Origin of the sequence: Methylomonas koyamae, from assembly GCF_019669905.1 — a bacterium.
GTDB classification, from domain to species: domain Bacteria; phylum Pseudomonadota; class Gammaproteobacteria; order Methylococcales; family Methylomonadaceae; genus Methylomonas; species Methylomonas koyamae.
This window is the reverse complement of sequence record NZ_AP019777.1, coordinates 3098338-3118126: the sequence shown is the minus strand read 5'-3', so window position 1 is coordinate 3118126 and position 19789 is coordinate 3098338. Positions and strand designations below refer to the sequence as shown.

General features: G+C 57.9%; 17 protein-coding genes. 13 read left to right on the top strand and 4 right to left on the bottom strand.

The window, feature by feature from the left end:
- Window positions 1-117: 117 nt before the first annotated feature.
- The 3 genes from MKFW12EY_RS23300 to MKFW12EY_RS13970 form a co-directional block, all read right to left on the bottom strand.
- Complete coding sequence (locus tag MKFW12EY_RS23300) at window positions 118-738, bottom strand: DUF7002 family protein (protein WP_054763656.1); 621 nt, start codon at window positions 736-738, stop codon at window positions 118-120.
- A 67-nt stretch (window positions 739-805) separates the two neighbouring features.
- Window positions 806-979 carry a hypothetical protein gene (locus MKFW12EY_RS13975; protein WP_157199652.1) on the bottom strand — a complete coding sequence of 58 codons (174 nt, stop codon included), beginning with the start codon at window positions 977-979 and terminating at the stop codon, window positions 806-808.
- Window positions 980-1907: 928 nt separating this feature from the next.
- Window positions 1908-2939 carry an IS5 family transposase gene (locus tag MKFW12EY_RS13970; protein WP_245006310.1) on the bottom strand — a complete coding sequence of 344 codons (1032 nt, stop codon included), beginning with the start codon at window positions 2937-2939 and terminating at the stop codon, window positions 1908-1910.
- 594 nt (window positions 2940-3533) lie between these two features.
- On the opposite strand from MKFW12EY_RS13970, the gene MKFW12EY_RS13965 reads away from it, so the two are divergent.
- From MKFW12EY_RS13965 to MKFW12EY_RS13910, 12 genes are all read left to right on the top strand, one after another.
- Window positions 3534-4676, top strand: coding sequence for a TIGR03118 family protein (locus MKFW12EY_RS13965; protein WP_054763617.1), 1143 nt, complete (start codon window positions 3534-3536; stop codon window positions 4674-4676).
- 308 nt (window positions 4677-4984) lie between these two features.
- Window positions 4985-6145: an MlaE family ABC transporter permease gene (locus MKFW12EY_RS13960; protein ID WP_054763616.1), complete on the top strand. Its 1161-nt coding sequence runs from the start codon at window positions 4985-4987 to the stop codon at window positions 6143-6145.
- A 2-nt stretch (window positions 6146-6147) separates the two neighbouring features.
- The gene (locus MKFW12EY_RS13955) at window positions 6148-6939 is read left to right on the top strand and encodes an ABC transporter ATP-binding protein (RefSeq protein ID WP_054763615.1); all 792 of its coding nucleotides are present in this window, start codon (window positions 6148-6150) and stop codon (window positions 6937-6939) included.
- Window positions 6940-7932 carry an MlaD family protein gene (locus tag MKFW12EY_RS13950; protein ID WP_221053201.1) on the top strand — a complete coding sequence of 331 codons (993 nt, stop codon included), beginning with the start codon at window positions 6940-6942 and terminating at the stop codon, window positions 7930-7932.
- A 16-nt stretch (window positions 7933-7948) separates the two neighbouring features.
- Window positions 7949-8548: a PqiC family protein gene (locus MKFW12EY_RS13945; RefSeq protein ID WP_221053200.1), complete on the top strand. Its 600-nt coding sequence runs from the start codon at window positions 7949-7951 to the stop codon at window positions 8546-8548.
- Between the two features lie 682 nt (window positions 8549-9230).
- Window positions 9231-10043: a formate/nitrite transporter family protein gene (locus MKFW12EY_RS13940; RefSeq protein WP_054763668.1), complete on the top strand. Its 813-nt coding sequence runs from the start codon at window positions 9231-9233 to the stop codon at window positions 10041-10043.
- A 65-nt stretch (window positions 10044-10108) separates the two neighbouring features.
- The gene (cynS, locus tag MKFW12EY_RS13935; protein ID WP_054763667.1) at window positions 10109-10552 is read left to right on the top strand and encodes a cyanase; all 444 of its coding nucleotides are present in this window, start codon (window positions 10109-10111) and stop codon (window positions 10550-10552) included.
- A gap of 18 nt (window positions 10553-10570) precedes the next feature.
- On the top strand, window positions 10571-12364 hold the full coding sequence (locus tag MKFW12EY_RS13930) for a bifunctional protein-serine/threonine kinase/phosphatase (RefSeq protein ID WP_221053199.1): 1794 nt from the start codon (window positions 10571-10573) through the stop codon (window positions 12362-12364).
- A gap of 28 nt (window positions 12365-12392) precedes the next feature.
- Window positions 12393-13868 carry a NarK family nitrate/nitrite MFS transporter gene (locus tag MKFW12EY_RS13925; RefSeq protein WP_221053198.1) on the top strand — a complete coding sequence of 492 codons (1476 nt, stop codon included), beginning with the start codon at window positions 12393-12395 and terminating at the stop codon, window positions 13866-13868.
- Between the two features lie 50 nt (window positions 13869-13918).
- Window positions 13919-14218, top strand: a complete 300-nt coding sequence (locus MKFW12EY_RS13920; protein ID WP_064024006.1) for a hypothetical protein — start codon at window positions 13919-13921, stop codon at window positions 14216-14218.
- Window positions 14219-14249: 31 nt separating this feature from the next.
- Window positions 14250-15980, top strand: coding sequence for a bifunctional protein-serine/threonine kinase/phosphatase (locus MKFW12EY_RS13915; protein ID WP_221053197.1), 1731 nt, complete (start codon window positions 14250-14252; stop codon window positions 15978-15980).
- Between the two features lie 75 nt (window positions 15981-16055).
- Complete coding sequence (locus MKFW12EY_RS13910) at window positions 16056-17765, top strand: ABC transporter transmembrane domain-containing protein (protein ID WP_221053196.1); 1710 nt, start codon at window positions 16056-16058, stop codon at window positions 17763-17765.
- Window positions 17766-17802: 37 nt separating this feature from the next.
- Here the strand turns inward: MKFW12EY_RS13910 and MKFW12EY_RS13905 are convergent, their stop codons facing one another.
- On the bottom strand, window positions 17803-18111 hold the full coding sequence (locus MKFW12EY_RS13905; protein WP_054762507.1) for a DUF6156 family protein: 309 nt from the start codon (window positions 18109-18111) through the stop codon (window positions 17803-17805).
- A 311-nt stretch (window positions 18112-18422) separates the two neighbouring features.
- On the opposite strand from MKFW12EY_RS13905, the gene MKFW12EY_RS13900 reads away from it, so the two are divergent.
- Entirely contained in the window at window positions 18423-19781 is a 1359-nt protein-coding gene (locus tag MKFW12EY_RS13900; protein WP_054762481.1) for a heterodisulfide reductase-related iron-sulfur binding cluster, read from the top strand.
- The last annotated feature ends 8 nt before the right edge of the window (window positions 19782-19789 follow it).

Sequence of the window (19789 nt, the reverse complement as noted above, 5' to 3'; positions counted from 1 at the left end):
CAACGACTTGGTTTTTCCCACACCAGATGTAGGGTACGCACAGCGTACCTTTTGGCTGTCGCTACCATGATGGCTTACTGATGGTACGCGGTGTGTACCTTACAGACTCTTACCCGATTAGGTAGCACCTGCGAGCGGTGCCCACGGCCCTGAAGGAGAGGCTGCCACCTGGGTGCTGCCTGGTAACGCGAGTTTACCCTTCGCGACGACTTCAGTGACTTGCGAGCAACTGCCGTTGAAGTGGCTTGCTGGCTGATAGGTGAAACTGCCGCGCGGGCTGTGCTTTCCACCTGAGCAGCGTGGTGCGCCGGAGTTGTACCGGCAAAAGTAGAGGTTCGTGAGTGTGTTGGGATCTGCTGGAAAGCGTAGGACCACGGGTTGCTCATGCGCGTACCTTGTGTAGTGGTTTATCCCTGCGTCAATAGGCCCAGACTCAGTGCCGGGCCAGAAGAAGACATGGTCGTTCACGTAGGAGACGAAGCGCTCAAGGTTCCAACCATCTTCGAAGGCGATAGACCCGGCCGAGAGTGGCTTCTGGTCACGGATGACTATGCCAGTTCCAAGCTCCAAGTGCTCCGTGCGTCGTTTGCTTCCGAGACCTTGCATACTGACTTCGGTAAGCAATTGATTTGTACACGAAAGCTCTCTCCTAAGCTCGATTGAGGCGAGGTTCTGGCTTGCCGTCAGGTGATACAGGAATGGCCGAAGCGTCGACAAGCGGTGGAGATCGAGTGGCATTTTGGGTGCTGCCTAACGCCAAGCTAAGGGGCGCGCGGCGAAGCGGAGCCTCTCTTTGAGCGACGTGTTATGCCAGTTGTTGTTTGAGTTCATTGATTTTTGCACAAGCATTTTCAAACAAGGGCCGTAGGCTGGGTAGAGCAACGCGAAACCCAGCAATTGCTTTGAAATAACCGAGTTTCTTTGCATTCAAACTGCTCGTTGGATTACAAAATTTACCAGCTTCGAAGCTGGGTTTCATTATCATTCAACCCAGCCTACTTCTACTTCGTTCCGTTTCGAAGGTATTCAGCGTTCGGAAATTATCTTCCCGCATCCAAGATTTGACCAGAAATGGGCATCGTGCCAATTAATAGAGTAACGCTGATGATGTCAACAGGTATAGCCAAGGGAAGGAGCGTGTACCACCATAGATTTCTTCCCATAACTCCAAACACAGTTCTTTCGGAGTTTATAGTCGGCCTCCCTCTTGCAGCTTTATACACTGTTGGCACGCAAAATCGTGGCTTATCTAATCCACAACAACCAACTAAAAATGTCATAAGGAATATCAATAATAATTTTTTCATAAGTTCGCCCCAAGAAAAAAGTGGAATTGAGCAAACCCACCCCGCATTTTGAGCGACAGCTTATCGCAAAGCTTCAAAGGCTCTTTGTCCATTCTGCCGTGAACCGATTTGGTTCGATGTATGCCGTCTCAGAATATTTAGGTCGGGCTTTTTCCAGCTAAATCCAGGTGTATTGGGGTTGATGCAGGCATTGGTCACATTGGTAATACCAAATAGTTTTGAGGCATTATTTTTCTTTATCCAAGACGATGCTCCTCAACCAATCCATATAAATTCAGCGTTCTGATATGGATTTGTGGAAATTCTAATAACCCATCCTGAAGTCGGTTTTCCTGTAGCTTATTTATTCGGGATCCGCGGCTTTTCACCACCTGCCTTCCGATAGATTTAGCAGTTAACGCAAGATATAGCATAGAGGTTATATGGTTTCTACTGAGGATTTTTGTCAACTTTTATGCATAACTACATTAATGAAAAGGCATTAGGGAGCCTCTAAAAATCCACGATTAATCAGATTCGGGGCGTAAAACGCGCTCGAAAGCGGACATTTCCAAGCGGACTACCTTCAACTCGAAACCTTTTCAGCTCCGATGGGCGGCATCAAGACGCAGCTACCCTGCGAATGGCGCAAAAACGTCGCATGTTGTACACCAGATTCATGAAGCCGATACGCACTTCGGCGCGGGCTAGGCCAATGCAACGGATCGTCTTACCGCCCCATTGCGCCATCCAGGCAAACACGTGCTCGACCCGGCAACGGGTTTTGGAGCGGGTACTGTTACCTTGTTTTTCCCGGTCAGTCAGCGGTTTGCCGCGCACCCCTTTGCGGTGAATCCGGCTGCGGTAGCCTTGTGCTTTAAGGCAGGCTTCCGTGGCTTCGGATCGGTACGCACTGTCGGCCCACACATCCCGGCTGGTATTGCCGCTATCGAGCAAGCCGTTCAGGGCTTGGGAGTCGTGGATGCTGGCATCGGTGACCGTGTATTTGCGCACCAACTTGTGGGCATTATCAACGTTGACGTGATTCTTGTACCCGTAATAACTCTTGTCACCTTTCTTGGTCCAGCGCGCATCGGTATCCTTCTGACGGCGTTTGGAGGCTGACCAGTCCTCGACGGTTTCGTCAGCTTTAATCCGGGCGTTCTCGTCCGGCGTATTACGCTGCACCGGCGCCTTGACGAAGCTGGCGTCAATCAGTTGACCCTTGCGGGCAATCAGGCCGGCGCGATCCAATTGCCGGTTGAATTCGTTGAACAAGGTTTCGGTCAATTTCAACGCCTTGAGCGACTCGCGAAATAGCCAGAAACTGTTGCGGTCCGGCGCGTGCTTGGCATCCGACAAACCGATAAAACGCTGAAAACTGCGCCGGTCTTCGATTTGAAACTCCAGTTGCTCGTCGCTCAGATTGTAGAGACTGGCGATGACCAACGCTTTGAACATCAACACCCCATCCCAAGGCTTACGCCCGGCAGACGATTTGCGGACTTTGTGATGGACTCGATCCAGCAGCGGCCGGAACGCGTCCCAATCCACTTGCGCGTCCAATTCCAACAACGGATTACCCAAACGATCGATTCGACGATCTCGATGTTCAAACAGGGAACCGAAAAGGTCGTCTTGTGCCACCGTCATCTCTGCTCTCCAAAGGTCTTTAGCTCCGACTCATTTTACTCGCCGGGCGCAATTTTTAGAGGTTCCCATTAATTATTTCACTTGAATATCTTGAAAGAGTTTAATAAAACGATAAAAACTAGCCTCTGTTTAGAAAGTAAATAGCGTTTTACAACCGAGAGCGGTTGCATTCCGCCAATGGCTATCTGTCTCCGGTTAATTACGCATTGCGGCATCAAGCCGTTGAATTATGTGTCCGTTTTTGTGTTGACACATCATTGCAGATACCGTAGAAGATCCAAACATCGCTCGGATTGAACAAAATACGACTGGCCGAGTTGTACAAATTCGCCGAAATGATAGCGAACTGGAAATCTGGGACTAGGTGGTTTTGTAGTCTGTAACGGGCTACGCAACCCCTTTCTCATAACTATTCAAACACTAGCCAATACTGACGACTTCGAAGAATAAGGCAAGACAATCCTCCTAAACCGAGGGTGTACTAGCTCTTTGAATTACCAATCTTTGTTTCTGGGGGGGCAAGATGATCTGTGACTGCCTCATCGGCAGAGTTTGTGAACAAATCTATCTTTTAAGACACGGGAGATTCCAGCCATGTATCCTATACGCACAACTCAAGGCATTTCTTTGCCCCTGATCGCCCTTATTGCAGCCATTAGCGCCAGCTTATTATCGCAACAGGCGATGGCTGGGTATCGCCAGGAAAACCTAGTTTCCAACATACCTGGACTCGCGGCTTACACCGATCCCAATTTAGTGAATCCTTGGGGAATATCCTCTAGTCCTGTAGGCCCATTCTGGGTTTCAGATAATGGAACTGGGCTTTCTACGATTTACAACACAAGCGGAATCCCTCAGGGTCTTGTTGTCACGGTGCCACCACCACCACCGGGTAGTCCGGTAGGCACTGTAGCCAAACCCACCGGTCAGGTCTTCAACAGTAACGTAACGGCTTTTTCCGGAGATAGATTTATTTTCGCCACCGAAGGTGGCACGATCGCGGGTTGGCAAGGTGGTACCGTCGCAGCAACACGGGTCGATAATTCCACATCTGGTGTGAATTACAAAGGATTGGCTATCGACTCTACTCAAGATGCGCTTTTTGCGGCCAATTTTGCGTCATCAGGCGGATTGGAAAAATATGGCAGTTCATACAATCCGCTCGGTTCTTTCATCGATCCCACCCTGCCTGACGGATTTGCCCCATTCAACGTCCAGAATATCGGCGGAACCATCTTCGTCACCTTTGCTAAACAAGGTGTAGGGGGTGACGACATGCCCGGCGACGGTAATGGCTTTGTCGACAAATACGACCCAAACACCAACGAATTTACGCGTCTAATTTCTAATGGACCACTAAACTCCCCTTGGGGTATCACGATAGCGCCCTCCGATTTTGGCGAATACAGCAACGCCTTGCTGGTTGGCAATTTCGGCGACGGCAGGATCAACGCTTTCGATCCCGTTACCGGCGTTCTTCTCGGGGATTTGTTGGACGATTCAGGCAATCCCATAGTGATCGATGGACTTTGGGGGCTTGCTTTCGGCAACGGAGGCAATGGTGGAGAAAAGAACAAGCTCTATTTCACCGCCGGGCTTAACGACGAGGCCGACGGTCTTTTCGGCAGTTTATCGGCAACCGTTCCCGAACCGGGTAGTCTGTCTCTCGTTGTCCTTGGCATGTGGGGATTGGGATTTGCTAGCCGTGAATATGGAAAAAAGAAAGTCTTCGCTTGAAGATTTGCCAAAACTGAAAAGTCCCAAACCCGTTGCTGGGTTTGGTCTTTTGGATTTCTAAGGAAGAAATGCAATACCATTGGCTGGTTATGGCTGAACTGCTATCGCTCAATTAGGCTCTATCACCGACTACTTTGGGTCGAAAGCTGCCGTGGGACATGCGCACAGCATGACCCAAACATAAGACAAATCGGTCTCGAACGAAAAGGCTGCCGCACCCGATGCCCACGGCCATTTGCTGCTAGGCTCTTGTCATGTTGCGGGCTTGTGCGCATACTTGTCGCCCGCTCCATTCGGTAATTTCAGGAATGACGCTTAGCAATCAATCGTCCGCCACCGTTAACTCCGCTGCCTCGATCAATACCGTCCGCCGCCAGCAAACGCTGGAACTGGCGTTGAGCGGCGACTGGGTGCTGGACGCGCCGGTACCGGCCTTGGAGCCGGTGCTGGCGCAAATCGAACACGATAGCCAATTAAAAAGCCTGCAGTTTGCGACCGCCGGTCTCGGCCGCTGGGACAGCATGCTGGTCACCGAAGTGGTGAAATTGATCGAATGCGCCAATCGCAGCGGCGTCGCGGTCGATAAAACCAGCTTGCCGCTGCCGATCCAGAACCTGTTGGCGCTAGCCGCAGCGGTACCGGAGCGGATCGACGCCCACCGCAGCCAGCAGTCGGTATCCTGGCACGAGGCCATGCATGCCGCCTGGTTGGGAACCTTGCGCGAAAGCCGGGCCATGTTGGTTTTCGTCGGCGAAATGGCGTTGAGTACGCTGGCGACCGTGCGCGGCCAGGCCCACTTCCGCCGCGAAGATTTGTGGTTGTACGTGCAGGAATGCGGGCCGTCGGCTTTGCCTATCGTCACGTTGATCAGCCTGTTGGTAGGCCTGATTCTGGCTTTCGTCGGCGCGGTGCAGTTGTCGTTGTTCGGCGCCCAAATCTATATCGCCAATCTGGTCAGCTTGGGCATGACTCGGGAAATGGGCGGCCTGATGACGGCGATCATCATGTCCGGCCGCACCGGCGCCGCCTACGCCGCCCAGCTCGGCACGATGCACGTCAACAGCGAGATCGACGCCTTGCGCACGATGAATCTGGACCCTATGGCGTTTCTGGTATTGCCGCGGATGCTGGCGCTGATTCTGATCATGCCGCTGTTGTGCTTGTACGCCGATTTGATGGGCATCATCGGCGGCGGCCTGGTCACCGTCAATTTCTTCGACGTGTCGTTGACCGAATATCTGGACCGCACCGCCAGCGCCGTGAAAATGAAGGACTTCACCATCGGCTTTGTTAAATGCGCGGTGTTCGGCATCCTGATCGCGTTGTCCGGCTGCATGCGCGGCATGCAGTGCGGCCGCAGCGCCTCGGCGGTGGGGGAGGCCGGCACGTCGGCCGTGGTCACTGCGATTGTTTTCATCGTCGTTGCCGATTCGGTGATGACCATTATCTGCAACCGGCTCGGGATCTAGTCATGTCCGAGGCTTGCATCACGGTCAAAGACCTGACCATGACCTACGGCGATTTCGTGATTCAGCGCGATCTCAATTTCACGATCAACCGCGGCGACGTCTTCGTCGTGATGGGTGGCAACGGTTGCGGGAAAACCACGCTGCTGCGGCACATGATCGGTTTGAAGGCGCCGGCGCAGGGCGACGTATATTACGGCGAACAGGGCTTGTGGCAGGCCGACCCGAAAACCCGCGAGCGGATTCTGGCCCGGACCGGCGTATTGTTTCAAAGCGGTGCCTTGCTCAGTTCGATGACGCTGGCCGAAAACGTGGCGTTGCCGATCACCGAAGCCACCACGCTGCCGGCGCAGAAGGTCCGGGAAATCGTATCGTACAAACTGGCCTTGGTCGGCCTGGCCGGCTTCGAGGATTATTACCCGTCGGAATTGAGCGGCGGCATGCAAAAGCGGGCCGGCCTGGCGCGGGCGATGGCGATGGACCCGGAAATTCTGTTTTTCGACGAGCCGTCGGCCGGCCTGGACCCGATCACGGCCAAGCTGCTGGACGATTTGATTTTGAGCTTGAGCAACGCGTTGTCGGCGACCATCGTCGTCGTTACCCACGATCTGGATAGCATCTTCGCTATCGGCAACAACTCGGTGTTTCTGGATGCAGAGACCCACACCATGATCGCCGGCGGCCCGCCGCGCCAACTCCTGGAACAATCCGCCGACCCGAGCATCGTCCGCTTCTTGACCCGCGGCGAGCAGGACGGGCGCCACGCCGGCAAGCACATAAAAGGGAGCGGTAAATAAGTGAGTAAACAAGCCAATCCATTGGCAATCGGCACTTTTCTGGTCGGCGCTTTGACGCTGCTGGTCGTAGCCTTGATGGTGTTCGGCGGCGGCCAGTTTTTCAAGGAAAAGAACCGTTTCGTGATTTTTTTCGATTCGGCCTTGAACGGTTTGAACGTCGGCGCGCCGGTCAAATTGCAGGGGGTGCAGATCGGCAATGTCAACGAAATTTCGCTAGTGATGGACGAAGCCACCGGGCGGGTGTTCAAACCGGTCGTGATCGAAATCGACCCGGCCTTGCTGCGCGACGTCTCCGGCCAGCAGGGCGGCGCCCATACCGAGAAACAGCACCGCCAGGCCGCGCAAAAATTGATCGACCTGGGCCTGAAAGGCCGTTTGGAAACTCAAAGCTTACTAACAGGCTTGCTGTACGTGGATCTGAATTTCCATGCCGATAAACCGATGAATCTGGTCAAGTTGGATTACAAGAACTTGCCGGAACTGCCCAGCGTGCCGACCACGGTCGACGAAATCCGCAATACCGCCGACGAAATCATCAACCGCGCCAAACAGTTGCCGTTGGAAGACACCTTGAAAAACCTGTCGGAAACCCTGGCCGAAATTCGCGGCTTGTTGCAATCGGACGATACCCGCAAATCGATGGCGGCCCTGGCCAAGTCGCTGCAGGAAACCCAAAAACTGATGGCGACATTGAATAGCCAAAGCGGGCCGTTGCTGACCAACGCCAACGGCGCGCTGAGCGATACCCGCACTACGTTACAGGAGTTGAACAAGCAATTGCTGCCGGTACTGAAAGCCGTGGAAACCAGCTTGAACACCGCCACCCAGGTCATGCAATCGTCGCAGGGTACGCTGGCTGCGGTCGAGGCGATGGCGGCGCCGGACGCACCGTTGAGCCAGGCGATGCAGGAAATGCGCAACGCCGCCCGTGCCCTGAAAGACCTGGGCGAATCGCTGGAGCGGCAGCCGAGCGCGATCATTTACGGTAAATAGAGGTAAGTTACAGGCGATGAACTGGATGCGATGGAGTTTTCCGGCCCTGGCGGCCGCGGCTTTGGCCGGATTGGCCGCGTGCGGCAGCGCGCCGCTGCAGTTTTACATGCTGGCGGCCGACAACCCGCCGCTCGTCGAATCCGGCCCGGCGCTGCCGGCGGGAACGGTCATCGGTTTGGGGCCGATCCGCTTGCCGGCTTATCTGGACCGGCCGCAATTGGTCACGGCTTTGAGCGAGCACCAGTACCGGCTGGACGAACGCAACCGCTGGGCGGAACGGCTGGACGAGAATATTGCCCGCACCCTGAGTCAGGCCTTAGCCGGCCGGCTCGGTGTCGAGCAGGTGGTGCGCTACCCGTGGCCGGCCCGGCAGCGGCTGGATTACCAGCTCAGTTTCGACATTCTGCAATTGCACCAGACTGCGGCCGGGCGTAGCGTGCTGTCGGCGCAATGGCAATTGAAGCAAGGCGAACGAAGCCTGGCCGGCAAGCGCTTCGAATGCAGCGAAGCGGCGGCCGACAGTGCCGACGCCATCGTTGCCGCACAGAGTGCCTGTTTGAGCCGCTTCGCCGCCGAACTGGCCGGCGCCGTGCGCGCCGCAGCTACGGCGCGTTAGCCGCTAGCCGTTATACACATCTTTGTTTGTAACCGTCATTCCGGCAGGGATTCACATTGGGCTATCCTGCCCAATGCCCTTCGGGTTAATGCAAATCCGTTCCTGACGGATTTGTGCCGGAGCCGTAGACCGTTAAGCGAATCCAGGCTGCAAGGATAGCTTGACGTTGCCGTCCATGGCATTGGATGCCCGAGTCCTGCGGGCATGACGGCACTTGTCTATAACGATGAGCGTTAGCCGCTGCGAAATAGTTGCCGGCATCCGCGTAAACCGGGTCGGCTGGCCAAACCCTGGCCGACCGCCGGCTTGCTCCGGTTTTGGTGCGCTCCCGATCCAAGTTGGTGCGGGTTCGCGCCGCCGATGCCGGGTTCGGCGAGCTACGCCGCCCGGCAATTGGCGGTATTGCGAAGGTTGGCATTAATTCTGCTTCACATCTGGCCGGTGCACGGTAGCACCAATTCCCCTTCAACAATGGCGTTGAACAGCGGCTCGCGATTTGCGGGCGGCGCTTGGCATTTGCCCATTGTTTCCCACCTTGAAGTCTCAGGTCCAACAATCGGCGAATAACGGCGCCAGTTGTCGGGGACGGAGGCTTGCGCGATCGGGCTCCATAAAATCCATCCGGGCGTTTGTACTGTTGCGTCTGGGTTTTTGCGTACCTAATCCAACTCAAAGGTGAATTATGTCTTATCTGATTCCAGCGGAATTTGTCACGAAAATGGTCGATGCCGGCGAATCCAAGGTCTTCATGTCGACCCGGGATACCTTGATCCGGGCTTACATGGCCGGAGCGATCCTGGCTTTGGCGGCGGTGTTTGCAGTGTCGATTACCGTGCAGACCGGTTCGCCGATCTTCGGTGCGATTCTGTTTCCGGTCGGTTTCTGCATGCTGTATTTGTTGGGTTTCGACCTGTTGACCGGCGTATTCGTGCTGTCGCCGCTGGCCTGGTTGGACAAGCGGCCCGGCGTCACGCTAGGCGGTATCCTGCGCAATTGGGGCTTGGTCTTCGTCGGCAACTTTCTGGGCGCGCTGACCGTCGCGGTAATGATGTCGGTCGTGTTTACCTACGGCTTTTCGGTGTCGCCCGATGCGGTCGGCCAGAAACTGGCCGGCATCGGCGAAGCCCGTACCCTGGGTTACGCCAAATACGGCCTGGCCGGTTGGATGACCATTTTCATCCGCGGCATGCTTTGCAACTGGATGGTGTCGACCGGCGTGGTCGGGGCGATGATTTCGACTTCGGTCAGCGGCAAGGTCATCGCGATGTGGATGCCGATCATGCTGTTCTTCGGCATGACCTTCGAGCATTCGGTGGTGAACATGTTTCTGTTTCCGTCCGGCTTGATCATGGGCGGCAATTTCTCTATCGCCGATTATTTCATCTGGAACGAAATTCCGACCGTACTCGGCAATCTGGTCGGCGGTCTGGCCTTTACCGGCCTGACCTTGTATTCGACCCACGTCAGAACTGCGCCGAAGCGTGCCGTCCACTAAGCCCGATCCGGCCCGCAGCATGGCGGGCCGGCCATTGCCTATTCGCTAGCCCAGGAGCACACAACATGAACCGTAACGAAGTCACCGAACTGGTTATCGCGCAAAAACTGCGCAAACAACTGACCTGGCCGCAACTGGCCGAGGCTATCGGCATGAGCAAGGAATGGACCACGGCCGCGCTGTTGGAGCAGATGACCTTGACCGCCGAGCAGGCCGCGACGATAGGCGCGTTACTGGAATTGCCGGCAGAAGCCGTCGAGCAATTGCAAGTGGTGCCTTACAAAGGCTCGCTGCCGAGCGCGGTACCGACCGACCCGCTGATCTATCGGTTTTACGAATTGGTCAACGTCTACGGCACGACTTTTAAAGCCTTGATCCACGAAGAGTTCGGCGACGGCATCATGAGCGCGATCGATTTCAGCATGGATTTGCAGCGCGAGCCGGACCCGAAAGGCGACCGGGTCAGGATTGTGATGAGCGGCAAATTCCTGCCGTATAAGAGCTACTGAGCCGGGGCCGGAGCGAACATGTCCGGGCGACTTACCGTCGGCGTCGGCCAATATTCCGACCGCGGCCGCAAGCCGCTGAACCAGGATTACTACGGCGTTTACATTGCCAAAGAACCGCAATTGAGCGCCAAAGGCATCGCGGTCGCCGTGGCCGACGGCATCAGCAGCAGCGGCGTCAGCCACGTCGCCAGCCAGGCCGCGGTAACCGGTTTTTTGCTGGATTATTACTGTACCTCCGAAGCCTGGTCGGTAAAAAAATCGGTGCAGAAAGTATTGTTTGCCACCAATTCCTGGCTGTACGCGCAAACCCGCTACAGCCGCTACTGTTACGACAAAGACCGCGGCTACGTCTGCACCTTCAGCGCGCTGGTGGTCAAATCCGCCACCGCCTATCTGTTCCACGTCGGCGATAGCCGGATTTACCGCGTGCGCGGCGGCGAATGGGAGCAATTGACCAACGACCACCGGCTGTGGGTGTCGCCGGACACCAGTTATCTGAGCCGGGCCTTGGGCATGGACAGCCATCTGGAACTGGATTACCGGGCCGAGCCGGTCGAATGCGGCGACGTGTTCGTGCTGGCCACCGACGGCGTTTACGAATTCGTCGAACCGAGCGCGATGGCCCAGGCCGTCGCCGCGGCCGGCCACGATCTGGACGCCGCGGCCAAAGCCATGGCCGATACCGCACTGGCCGCCGGCAGCGGCGACAACCTGACGGTACAGATCGTCCGCATCGAGCAACTGCCGCAAGCGGATGCCGGGGAATTGCTGACGGCGTTGGCCGACCTGCCGTTTCCGCCGTTGTTGCGGGAGCGGATGGAATTCGACGGTTACACCGTGCTGCGCGAGTTGCACGTCAGCAGCCGCAGCCATGTCCATCTGGCCATCGACACCGAGAGTCGGTTGCCGGTCGTGATCAAATCGCCGTCGCTCGACCTGCGCGACGATCCGGCCTATCTGGAACGGTTTCTGATGGAAGACTGGATCGCGCGCCGGATCGACAGCCCCTTCGTGCTGAAGCCGTGCCCGCAGACCCGCAAACGCCATTTCCTCTACGTCGCCAGCGAATTCGTCGACGGCCGCACCTTGGCGCAGTGGATGTTGGACCATCCGCAGCCGGCGCTGGAAGCGGTGCGGGCCATCGTCGAACAGATCGCCAAGGGCTTGCGTGCGTTTCACCGCCTGGAAATGCTGCATCAGGACCTGCGGCCGCAAAACGTCATGATCGACCATGCCGGCGCGGTAAAAATCATCGATTTCGGTTCGGTGCGGGTGGCCGGCGTTGCCGAAATCCTGCCGGAACCGGAACGGCAAGCCATCCTCGGCACGGCCCAATACACCGCGCCGGAATATTTTCTCGGCGAGGCCGGCACGCCGCGCTCGGATTTGTATTCGTTGGCGGTTATCGCCTACCAGATGCTGAGCGGCCGCTTGCCGTACGGCGCGGAAGTCAGCCAGTGCCGCAGCCGGCAGGCGCAATACAAACTGCGCTACCAAGAGCTGCATTACGCGCAACCGCAGATTCCGCTGTGGGTCGACCATGCGTTGCGCAAGGCCTTACATCCCGACCCGAACCAGCGCTACGCCGACATCGCCGAATTCGTCCACGACCTGCGCTACCCCAACCAAACCTATCTGCGCCAGGCCCGGCCGGCGCTGATCGAACGCAACCCGCTGGCGTTTTGGAAGGGTTTGTCGTTGCTGCTGGCACTTTTGGTTTTCGCTTTATCTCTGGCGTTGCACAACGCCACCCACCCGCGCATTGCGGCGGCCGGCGCGGCATCGCCGTCCGCCGCGGCCGCCGGCCAATAGTTTCATTCACTCCGTTCTTGGATTTTTTATGTCTGCAAGCAAACTCGAACTTTTCAGTTTTACCGGCAAAATGAAAATTTTGCACATGAGCTGGCTGGCGTTCTTCATCAGCTTTGTGGTCTGGTTCAACCACGCGCCGTTGATGTTGGCGATTGCCGAAACGCTGAAACTCAGCCCGGCCGAGACCAAGACCATTTTGATTCTGAACGTGGCGCTGACGATACCGGCGCGGATCGCGATCGGCATTTTGGTGGACAAGTTCGGGCCGAAGCGCACCTATTCGGCCTTGCTGGCCGTCGGCAGCATGCCGTGCTTCATGTTCGCCGCGGCCGACAATTTCGAACAACTGGCGCTGGCCCGGTTTCTGATGGGCTTCGTCGGCGCCGGTTTCGTGATCGGCATCCGCATGGTCGGCGAATGGTTTCCGGCCCGGCAGCTCGGCATCGCCGAAGGCATTTACGGCGGCTGGGGCAACTTCGGTTCGGCCGCGGCCGCTATCGTATTGCCGTCGCTGGCGCTGGCCTTCGGCGGCGAGAATGGCTGGCGTTACGCGATTGCGGCGACCGGCGTATTGGCCTTGCTGTATTCGGTCCTGTATTTTTTCAGCGTCAGCGATACGCCGAAGGGCTCGACCTATTTCAAACCGAAAAAGGCCGGGGCGATGGAAGTCACCAGCTACGCCGACTTGGCGCTGTACATCCTGATGAGTGTGCCGCTGTATGCGGCATTGACCCTGCTGGCCTGGAAACTGTCGCCGACCGGCATGAAATTGTTGTCGGAGCCGGCCACCATCGCCGCTTACGTCGCGATTTGGACGCTGTTTGCCTACAACGTTTACAAAATCGTGCACATCAACGCCGAACACCTGGCCCAACCCATCGAAGCGATACACCGCTACCCGTTCAAACAGGTGGCGATTTTGGATTTGGCCTATCTGGTGACTTTCGGCTCGGAACTGGCCGTGGTGTCGATGCTGCCGATGTTCTTCCACGATACTTTCAAACATACCGGAATCAGCACGGTACAAGCCGGCTTGCTGGCGTCCAGTTTCGCTTTCATGAATCTGGTGGCGCGTCCCGGCGGCGGCTGGCTCAGCGATAAATACGGCCGCAAATTGTCGTTAACTATCTGCGTACTCGGTTGCGCGGTCGGTTATGCGGCGATGTCGCAAATTGAGTCGAGCTGGCCGATTGCGTTGGCCTTCGCCGTGACCTTCTTGTGCTCGTTTTTCGTCCAGGCCGGCTGCGGCGCGGTGTATGCGATGGTGCCGCTGATCAAACGCCGCATGACCGGCCAAATCGCCGGCATGGTCGGCGCTTACGGCAACGTCGGCGGCGTGACCTTTTTGACCGTGCTGTCGTTCGTGACGCCGGAAACCTTCTTCCTGACCATTGCCGCCACGGCGGCGGTAGTGGCGGTAAGCGTTCAATTCATCGCCGAACCGGCCGGGCACATGGCGGAAGTCATGGAAGACGGCAGCGTGGCGATGATAGAACTGAACTGAACGGCCGGCGGCGTCCGGCCTTTTTGCGATGATCGATAGGAGTACCCGACATGATTGAAACTGTATTGGCTACCGTGGCACTGGGCATGGTATTTTGCTGGCGCACCGCCTGCCGCCAGGCGGCCGAAGCGGCGCCGGCCGGCGAAATGTCCGCTGCGGCCGGCGTTCGCCGCCTGCCGGAAGACGCGGTATTGCGCCGGCATTTTCTGGCACAAATCAATAACGAGATCGAAGCCGGCCTGGCGCCGCGCCCGTCCGATTCGGTATTGCGCCGCCACCACCAAGCCCTGGTCAGCGCCAAACTGCAACAGGTTCTGGCCGAGTTCGGCAGCAGGCCGGCTTGCCGATAAGGGTTAATCCGAACCAAGTTAAACACGCAGCATGGCCAAAACCTTAGCGGTGCGCATCGGCGCCGCCAGCGACAAGGGCGTCAAAGCCGACAACGAGGATTTCTGGGGCGCCTTGGTGCCGGCCGAACCGCAGTTAACGTTAAAAGGCATAGCCGTCGCGATTGCCGACGGCATGAGCGGCAGCGAGGCCGGCAAGGAAGCCAGCCATTGTTGTATCACCGCCTTCCTGGAAGATTATTACAGCACGCCGGATTCCTGGTCGGTGACCAAGGCCGGCCAAAAAATCCTGTCGGCGACCAATTCCTGGCTGCATAGCCAGGGCCGGATGCGTTACGCGTCAGTAAAAGGCATGGTCAGCACCTTGAGCGTGTTGGTGCTGAAATCCAATACCGCCCATATTTTCCACGTAGGCGATTCGCGCATTTATTTGTGGCGGCAGGGGCAGTTGGAACAGCTCACGCGCGACCACCGGTTGTGGGTTAGCGACGACAAGAGCTATCTGAACCGGGCGATGGGCATCGAGCCGCATCTGGAGATCGATTACAAATCGTTGACGCTGGAGAAGGGCGACCGTTTTCTGCTCAGCACCGACGGCCTGCACGACTTCGTCGGCGAAGCTTACATCCGCGCCCAATTGGCCGAGGCCGGCGATCCGGAGCTGATCGCCAAAAACCTGGTGGCGCTGGCGCTGGCCAACGCCAGCGACGACAACGTCACCTGCCAGATTGTCGAGATCGACGGCCTGCCGTTGCTGCAGGAAGACGAGGTGTTGCGCCACAACGGCCATTTGCCGTTTCCGCCGCCGCTGCAACCGGGCATGGTGCTGGACGGCTACCGGATCGAAGCCGAATTGCACGCCAGCACGCGCACCCAGATTTACCGGGCCTACGATACCGTGCAGCAGCGGCGGGTGATTTTGAAGACGCCGTCGGTGCTGTACGACGACGATACCCATTACATCGAACATTTTCTGCACGAGGAATGGGCCGGCAAACGGATTCAGCATGCCAACGTGTTGCAGGTGCTGGAAACCGACCGGGCCAAGTCCTGCTTGTATTACGTCACCGAATACATCGACGGCCGTACGCTGCGGGAGTGGATGGCCGCTAATCCGAAGCCGGAGGTACGCCAGGTCAGGGCGCTGGTCGAACAAATCGCCAAGGGCCTGCGTGCGTTCCACCGCATGGAAATGCTGCACCAGGATTTGAAGCCGGAAAACGTCATGATCGCCGGCGACGGCCGCGTCAAAATCATCGATTTCGGTTCGGTGAAAATCGCCGGCATTGCCGAAATCACGCCGCTGGAACAGGCCGGGGAAGAGAATGTGCTGGGTACGCGCAATTACACGGCGCCGGAGTACCATCTCGGCCAGCGCGGCACGGTCAAGTCCGATTTGTTTTCGTTGGGCGTGATTTGCTACGAAATGTTGAACGGCGAGCTGCCGTTCGGCCCGCTGCCGGAAAAACCGAACCGGACCAATCTGGAGCGGTTGGCTTATATCCCCAGCATCAGGCGCAATGCCATGGTACCGGTCTGGATCGACGGCGCGTTGCGCAAAGCCACCAGCATTTCGCCGCGCAGCCGTTACGACGAACTGTCCGAATTTCTGCACGACCTGGCCATGCCGAATCCGCAATTTCTGAAAACCGAAGACAAAATCCCGTTGGTCGAGCGCAATCCGTTGTTGTTCTGGAAAAGCGCGGCCTTGTTTTTCTTTGCTTGCAGCTTTGTGCTGGCCTTGCTGCTGTTGAGCCGGCATTAGCCCGCGCCGGCCGCGGCGGGTTTCGGATCGTGCGCCGGCGGCCTGTGCTATAACAAGCGGCCCTATCGCGCCAAGGTGGCGTTGGCCTTCGTCTTGCTGTGTCTCGGTTCGGCGACATTGTTATTGGTGCCGCTGGCGTTCCGCGACCTGATCGATTTCGGTTTCGGCGGCAAGCAGACGCCGGCAAACGGCGGCTTGGCCGATGGCCTGAGCCTGAACGGCCGCTTCTTGGCCTTGTTCGCTTTGGCCAGCCTGTGGGCCGTGACGATAGCCGCCCGCTATTACACGGTGTCCTGGGTCGGCGAGCGGGTCGCGGCCGATTTGCGCAGCGCGGTCTACCGCAAGGTGCTGGCGCAGTCGCCGCAATTTTTCGAAACCTTGCAAACCGGCGAAGTGCTGTCGCGGTTGACCGGCGATACCACGCTGATTCAAACCGTGGTCGGCAGTTCGGTATCGATGGGCCTGCGCAGCCTGTTCCAGTTTATCGGCGGCATGGCGATGCTGGCGGTGACCAGCTTCCACCTGTTCTCGTTGATTCTGGGCCTGATCGCGTTGCTGATGCTGCCGCTTATGGCGATGGGCCGTTATGTGAAGAAATTGTCGCGCGAGTCGCAGGATAAAATTGCCGACGCTTCGGCGCTGGCCGGCGAAATTCTGAATGCGGTGCCGACGGTGCAGGCTTATTCCCAGGAAGTCCGCGAAGCGCAACGTTACGCCGGGCGGGCCGAGGCGAGTTTCGCGACGGCGATCCGCCGCAGCCGGTTCCGGGCCTTGCTGACCGCTTTTGTGATTATGGCTGTGATGGGCGCCATCATTTTCGTGTTGTGGGTCGGCGCCAACCAAGTCAAGGCCGGCGAGATGAGCGGCGGCCAATTGGCCTCGTTCGTGCTGTACGCCACGCTGGTGTCCGGCGGCGTTAGCACCATCGCCGAAGTGTGGGGGGATTTGATGCGCGCCAGCGGCGCCGCCGGCCGTCTGCTGGAGCTGTTGCGCAGCGAAGCCGCCATCGTCGGCGGCGAGGAAATATTCGCGAGGGCCGAGCAACACCGAATCGGCGTCCAATTCCGCAACGTGGAGTTTCGCTATCCGTCGCGTCCCGAGCATGCGGCGCTGGCCGGCATCGAGCTGGAGATTAGCGCCGGCGACAGCGTGGCCTTGATCGGTCCGTCCGGCGCCGGCAAAACCACGTTGTTTCAATTATTGCTGCGCTTTTACGATGCCACGCAGGGGACGATTTTGCTGAACGGCATCGATATTCGGCGCTTGGCGCTCGACGAGTTGCGCCGGCAAATCGCCGTGGTGCCGCAGGAAGCGGTGATTTTTTCCGCCAGCGCGCTGGAAAACATCCGCTACGGCCGGCCCGATGCCACCGACGCCGAGGTCATCGCTGCGGCCCGTTCCGCGCATGCCGACGAATTTATCCGGCGCTTGCCGGAGGCTTACCAAACCTTCCTCGGCGAACGCGGCACTCGCTTGTCCGGCGGCCAACGCCAACGCATCGCCATCGCCCGCGCCATCTTGAAAAATGCGCCGCTGTTATTACTCGACGAAGCCACCAGCGCGCTGGACGCCGAGTCGGAAATTCTGGTTCAGCAAGGCCTGGCTGCCGCGATGCAAGGCCGGACCACGTTGATCATCGCCCACCGCTTGGCGACGGTAAAAAATGTCGACCGCATCGTCGTGTTGGATCAGGGCCGCATCGTCGAAACCGGCGCACCGGATGACCTGCGCCAACAGAGCGGTCTGTACGCCAGGCTGGCGAGTTTGCAGTTCGAGATGCACTGAAGGCGGGGAGGGCAGCCGTTTGCGGCGCCGCGTCCGCTCAGCCGGCTGCGATGGCCGCGCCGTTCTCGTCGAACCTGAGTATGTCGATCTCGCCGTCGGCATCGGTAATTTCGGCGTCGGCCAATGCGCCGTTCGCGTGGTAACGGTAGCGGTGGCGCAGTTCGACGTCGCCGTAGACCAGTTTTTCCAGCAGCAACAGGCGTTCGTTGCCGTCGAAAAAGCCGCGGAAGTAGGTGTTGCGATTTTCCAGGTGGCTTTCGTCGGGCAGTTCGTTGACCAGTTTCAGCGGTAATTTGACGCCGCTGTAGCTGATGAAATAACGGCAGGCACAGTTATCCAATTCCACGTAATGCTCCTCGCAAAATAAAAGCCTAATTTCCGCAAATATTGTGCCGAAATTTGCCGCGGCCAGTGGCGCGGTTTGCCGTCGATTAAGCTTGTTATCGCTGTGGTAAATCGTCCGCCGCCGCACCGCTTTGTCGGATTTGCGACATTAGCGCTTCGCTGATCGGCAACCGCAAATGACTTGCGCAGCCGGTTCCACCGTTCCCAATAGCGTGGTTTTGCTTGCCGATGCCGCGGTTAGCGCAGCGCATTAGCCTTGACCATTGCTGGCGCCGATTTTGCTTGGCATAGGTTTTCGATTGCATAACGCCTATGAAGCTGTTCCTCGATTGGTCGTCCTACCGCAACGCCGGCATGGGCGACGCCTACGCCGACATTCCCAAGCACGGCGCCGATTTTGCCAAGGCGGTGGCGGTGTGCATCGGCAGCAAGCAGTGCCAGCAACACGTCGACAAAGGCGTGATGTGCCCGAGTTATCGCGTCAGCGGCAATCCGGATTTGTCGCCGGGCGGCCGGGTCAAATTATTGAAAGCGGCACTGAACGCCGACGATCCGGCAGCCTTGTTCGACCCGGCACTGGTTGCGGCGATGGAGTTGTGCGTGGCTTGCAAGGGCTGCAAGCGCGAATGCGAAAACGAGGTGGACATGGCGGCGATCAAGGCCGAATTTCTGGCCCAGCAAGCCGCCCGGCGCGGTTTGCCGTTGCGGCGCAAACTGTGGGGCCATCTGCCCAAACTGTTGGCCTGGCCGGGATTGCGCCGCTGGATCGCTTGGCGCAACCGTTCGCCGCTGCTGGCCAAGCTGGCCCAAACCGCTTTGGGCATCAGCGCCAAGGCCGAATTGCCACTGCCGGCGCCATCGCCGTTTCGGATACCGAAACAGTCGCGCTTGGCCTTGCATCCGGAATTGGCCGAGCGGCAAGTAGTGCTGCTGGTCGATACGTTTAACTATTACTTCAATCCGGCTTCGGCCGACGCCGCGAGACAACTGTTGACCGCGGCCGGCTACCATGTCCACGTCGCTGCGCCGGCCGCAGACGATAAAGACCGGCGGCCGCTATGCTGCGGCCGCACCTATTTTTCCAACGGCATGCTGGACCAGGCCCGGACCGAAGCCCGCCGGATGCTGGCCGCGCTGGCGGAACACATCGAGGCCGGCCGCAGCATCGTCGGCCTGGAGCCGTCCTGCATTCTGAGTTTGCGCGACGAATACCTGAAACTGGACTTGGGCGAATCGGCCCGTAAATTGGCCGAGAAAGTCGTGTTGCTGGAAGAGTTCATCGTTCGCGAACAAAGCGCCAAGCGCTGGACTTTGGCGTTCCAGGCCATCCCTAAGCTATCCCGCGTGCTGCTGCACGGCCATTGCCACCAAAAAGCGGTCGGCTCGATTAAAGCGGTGCGTAAACTCTTGAAGCAGATTCCCGAGCTGTCGTTCGAACTGATCGAATCGTCCTGTTGCGGCATGGCAGGCAATTTCGGCGTCGAAGCCGAACATTACGCCGACGCGCAAGCGATGGCCGAGCAGGCTTTGTTCCCGGCCTTGCGCGCCGAGCCGGATGCCTTGCTGGTCGGTAGCGGGTTTTCCTGCCGCGAACAAATCGTCGGCGGTGGCTTTGCCAAACCGCTGCATTTATCGGAATTACTTTGTCTTGCCTTACCTTCTCAGACGTAGGGTACGCA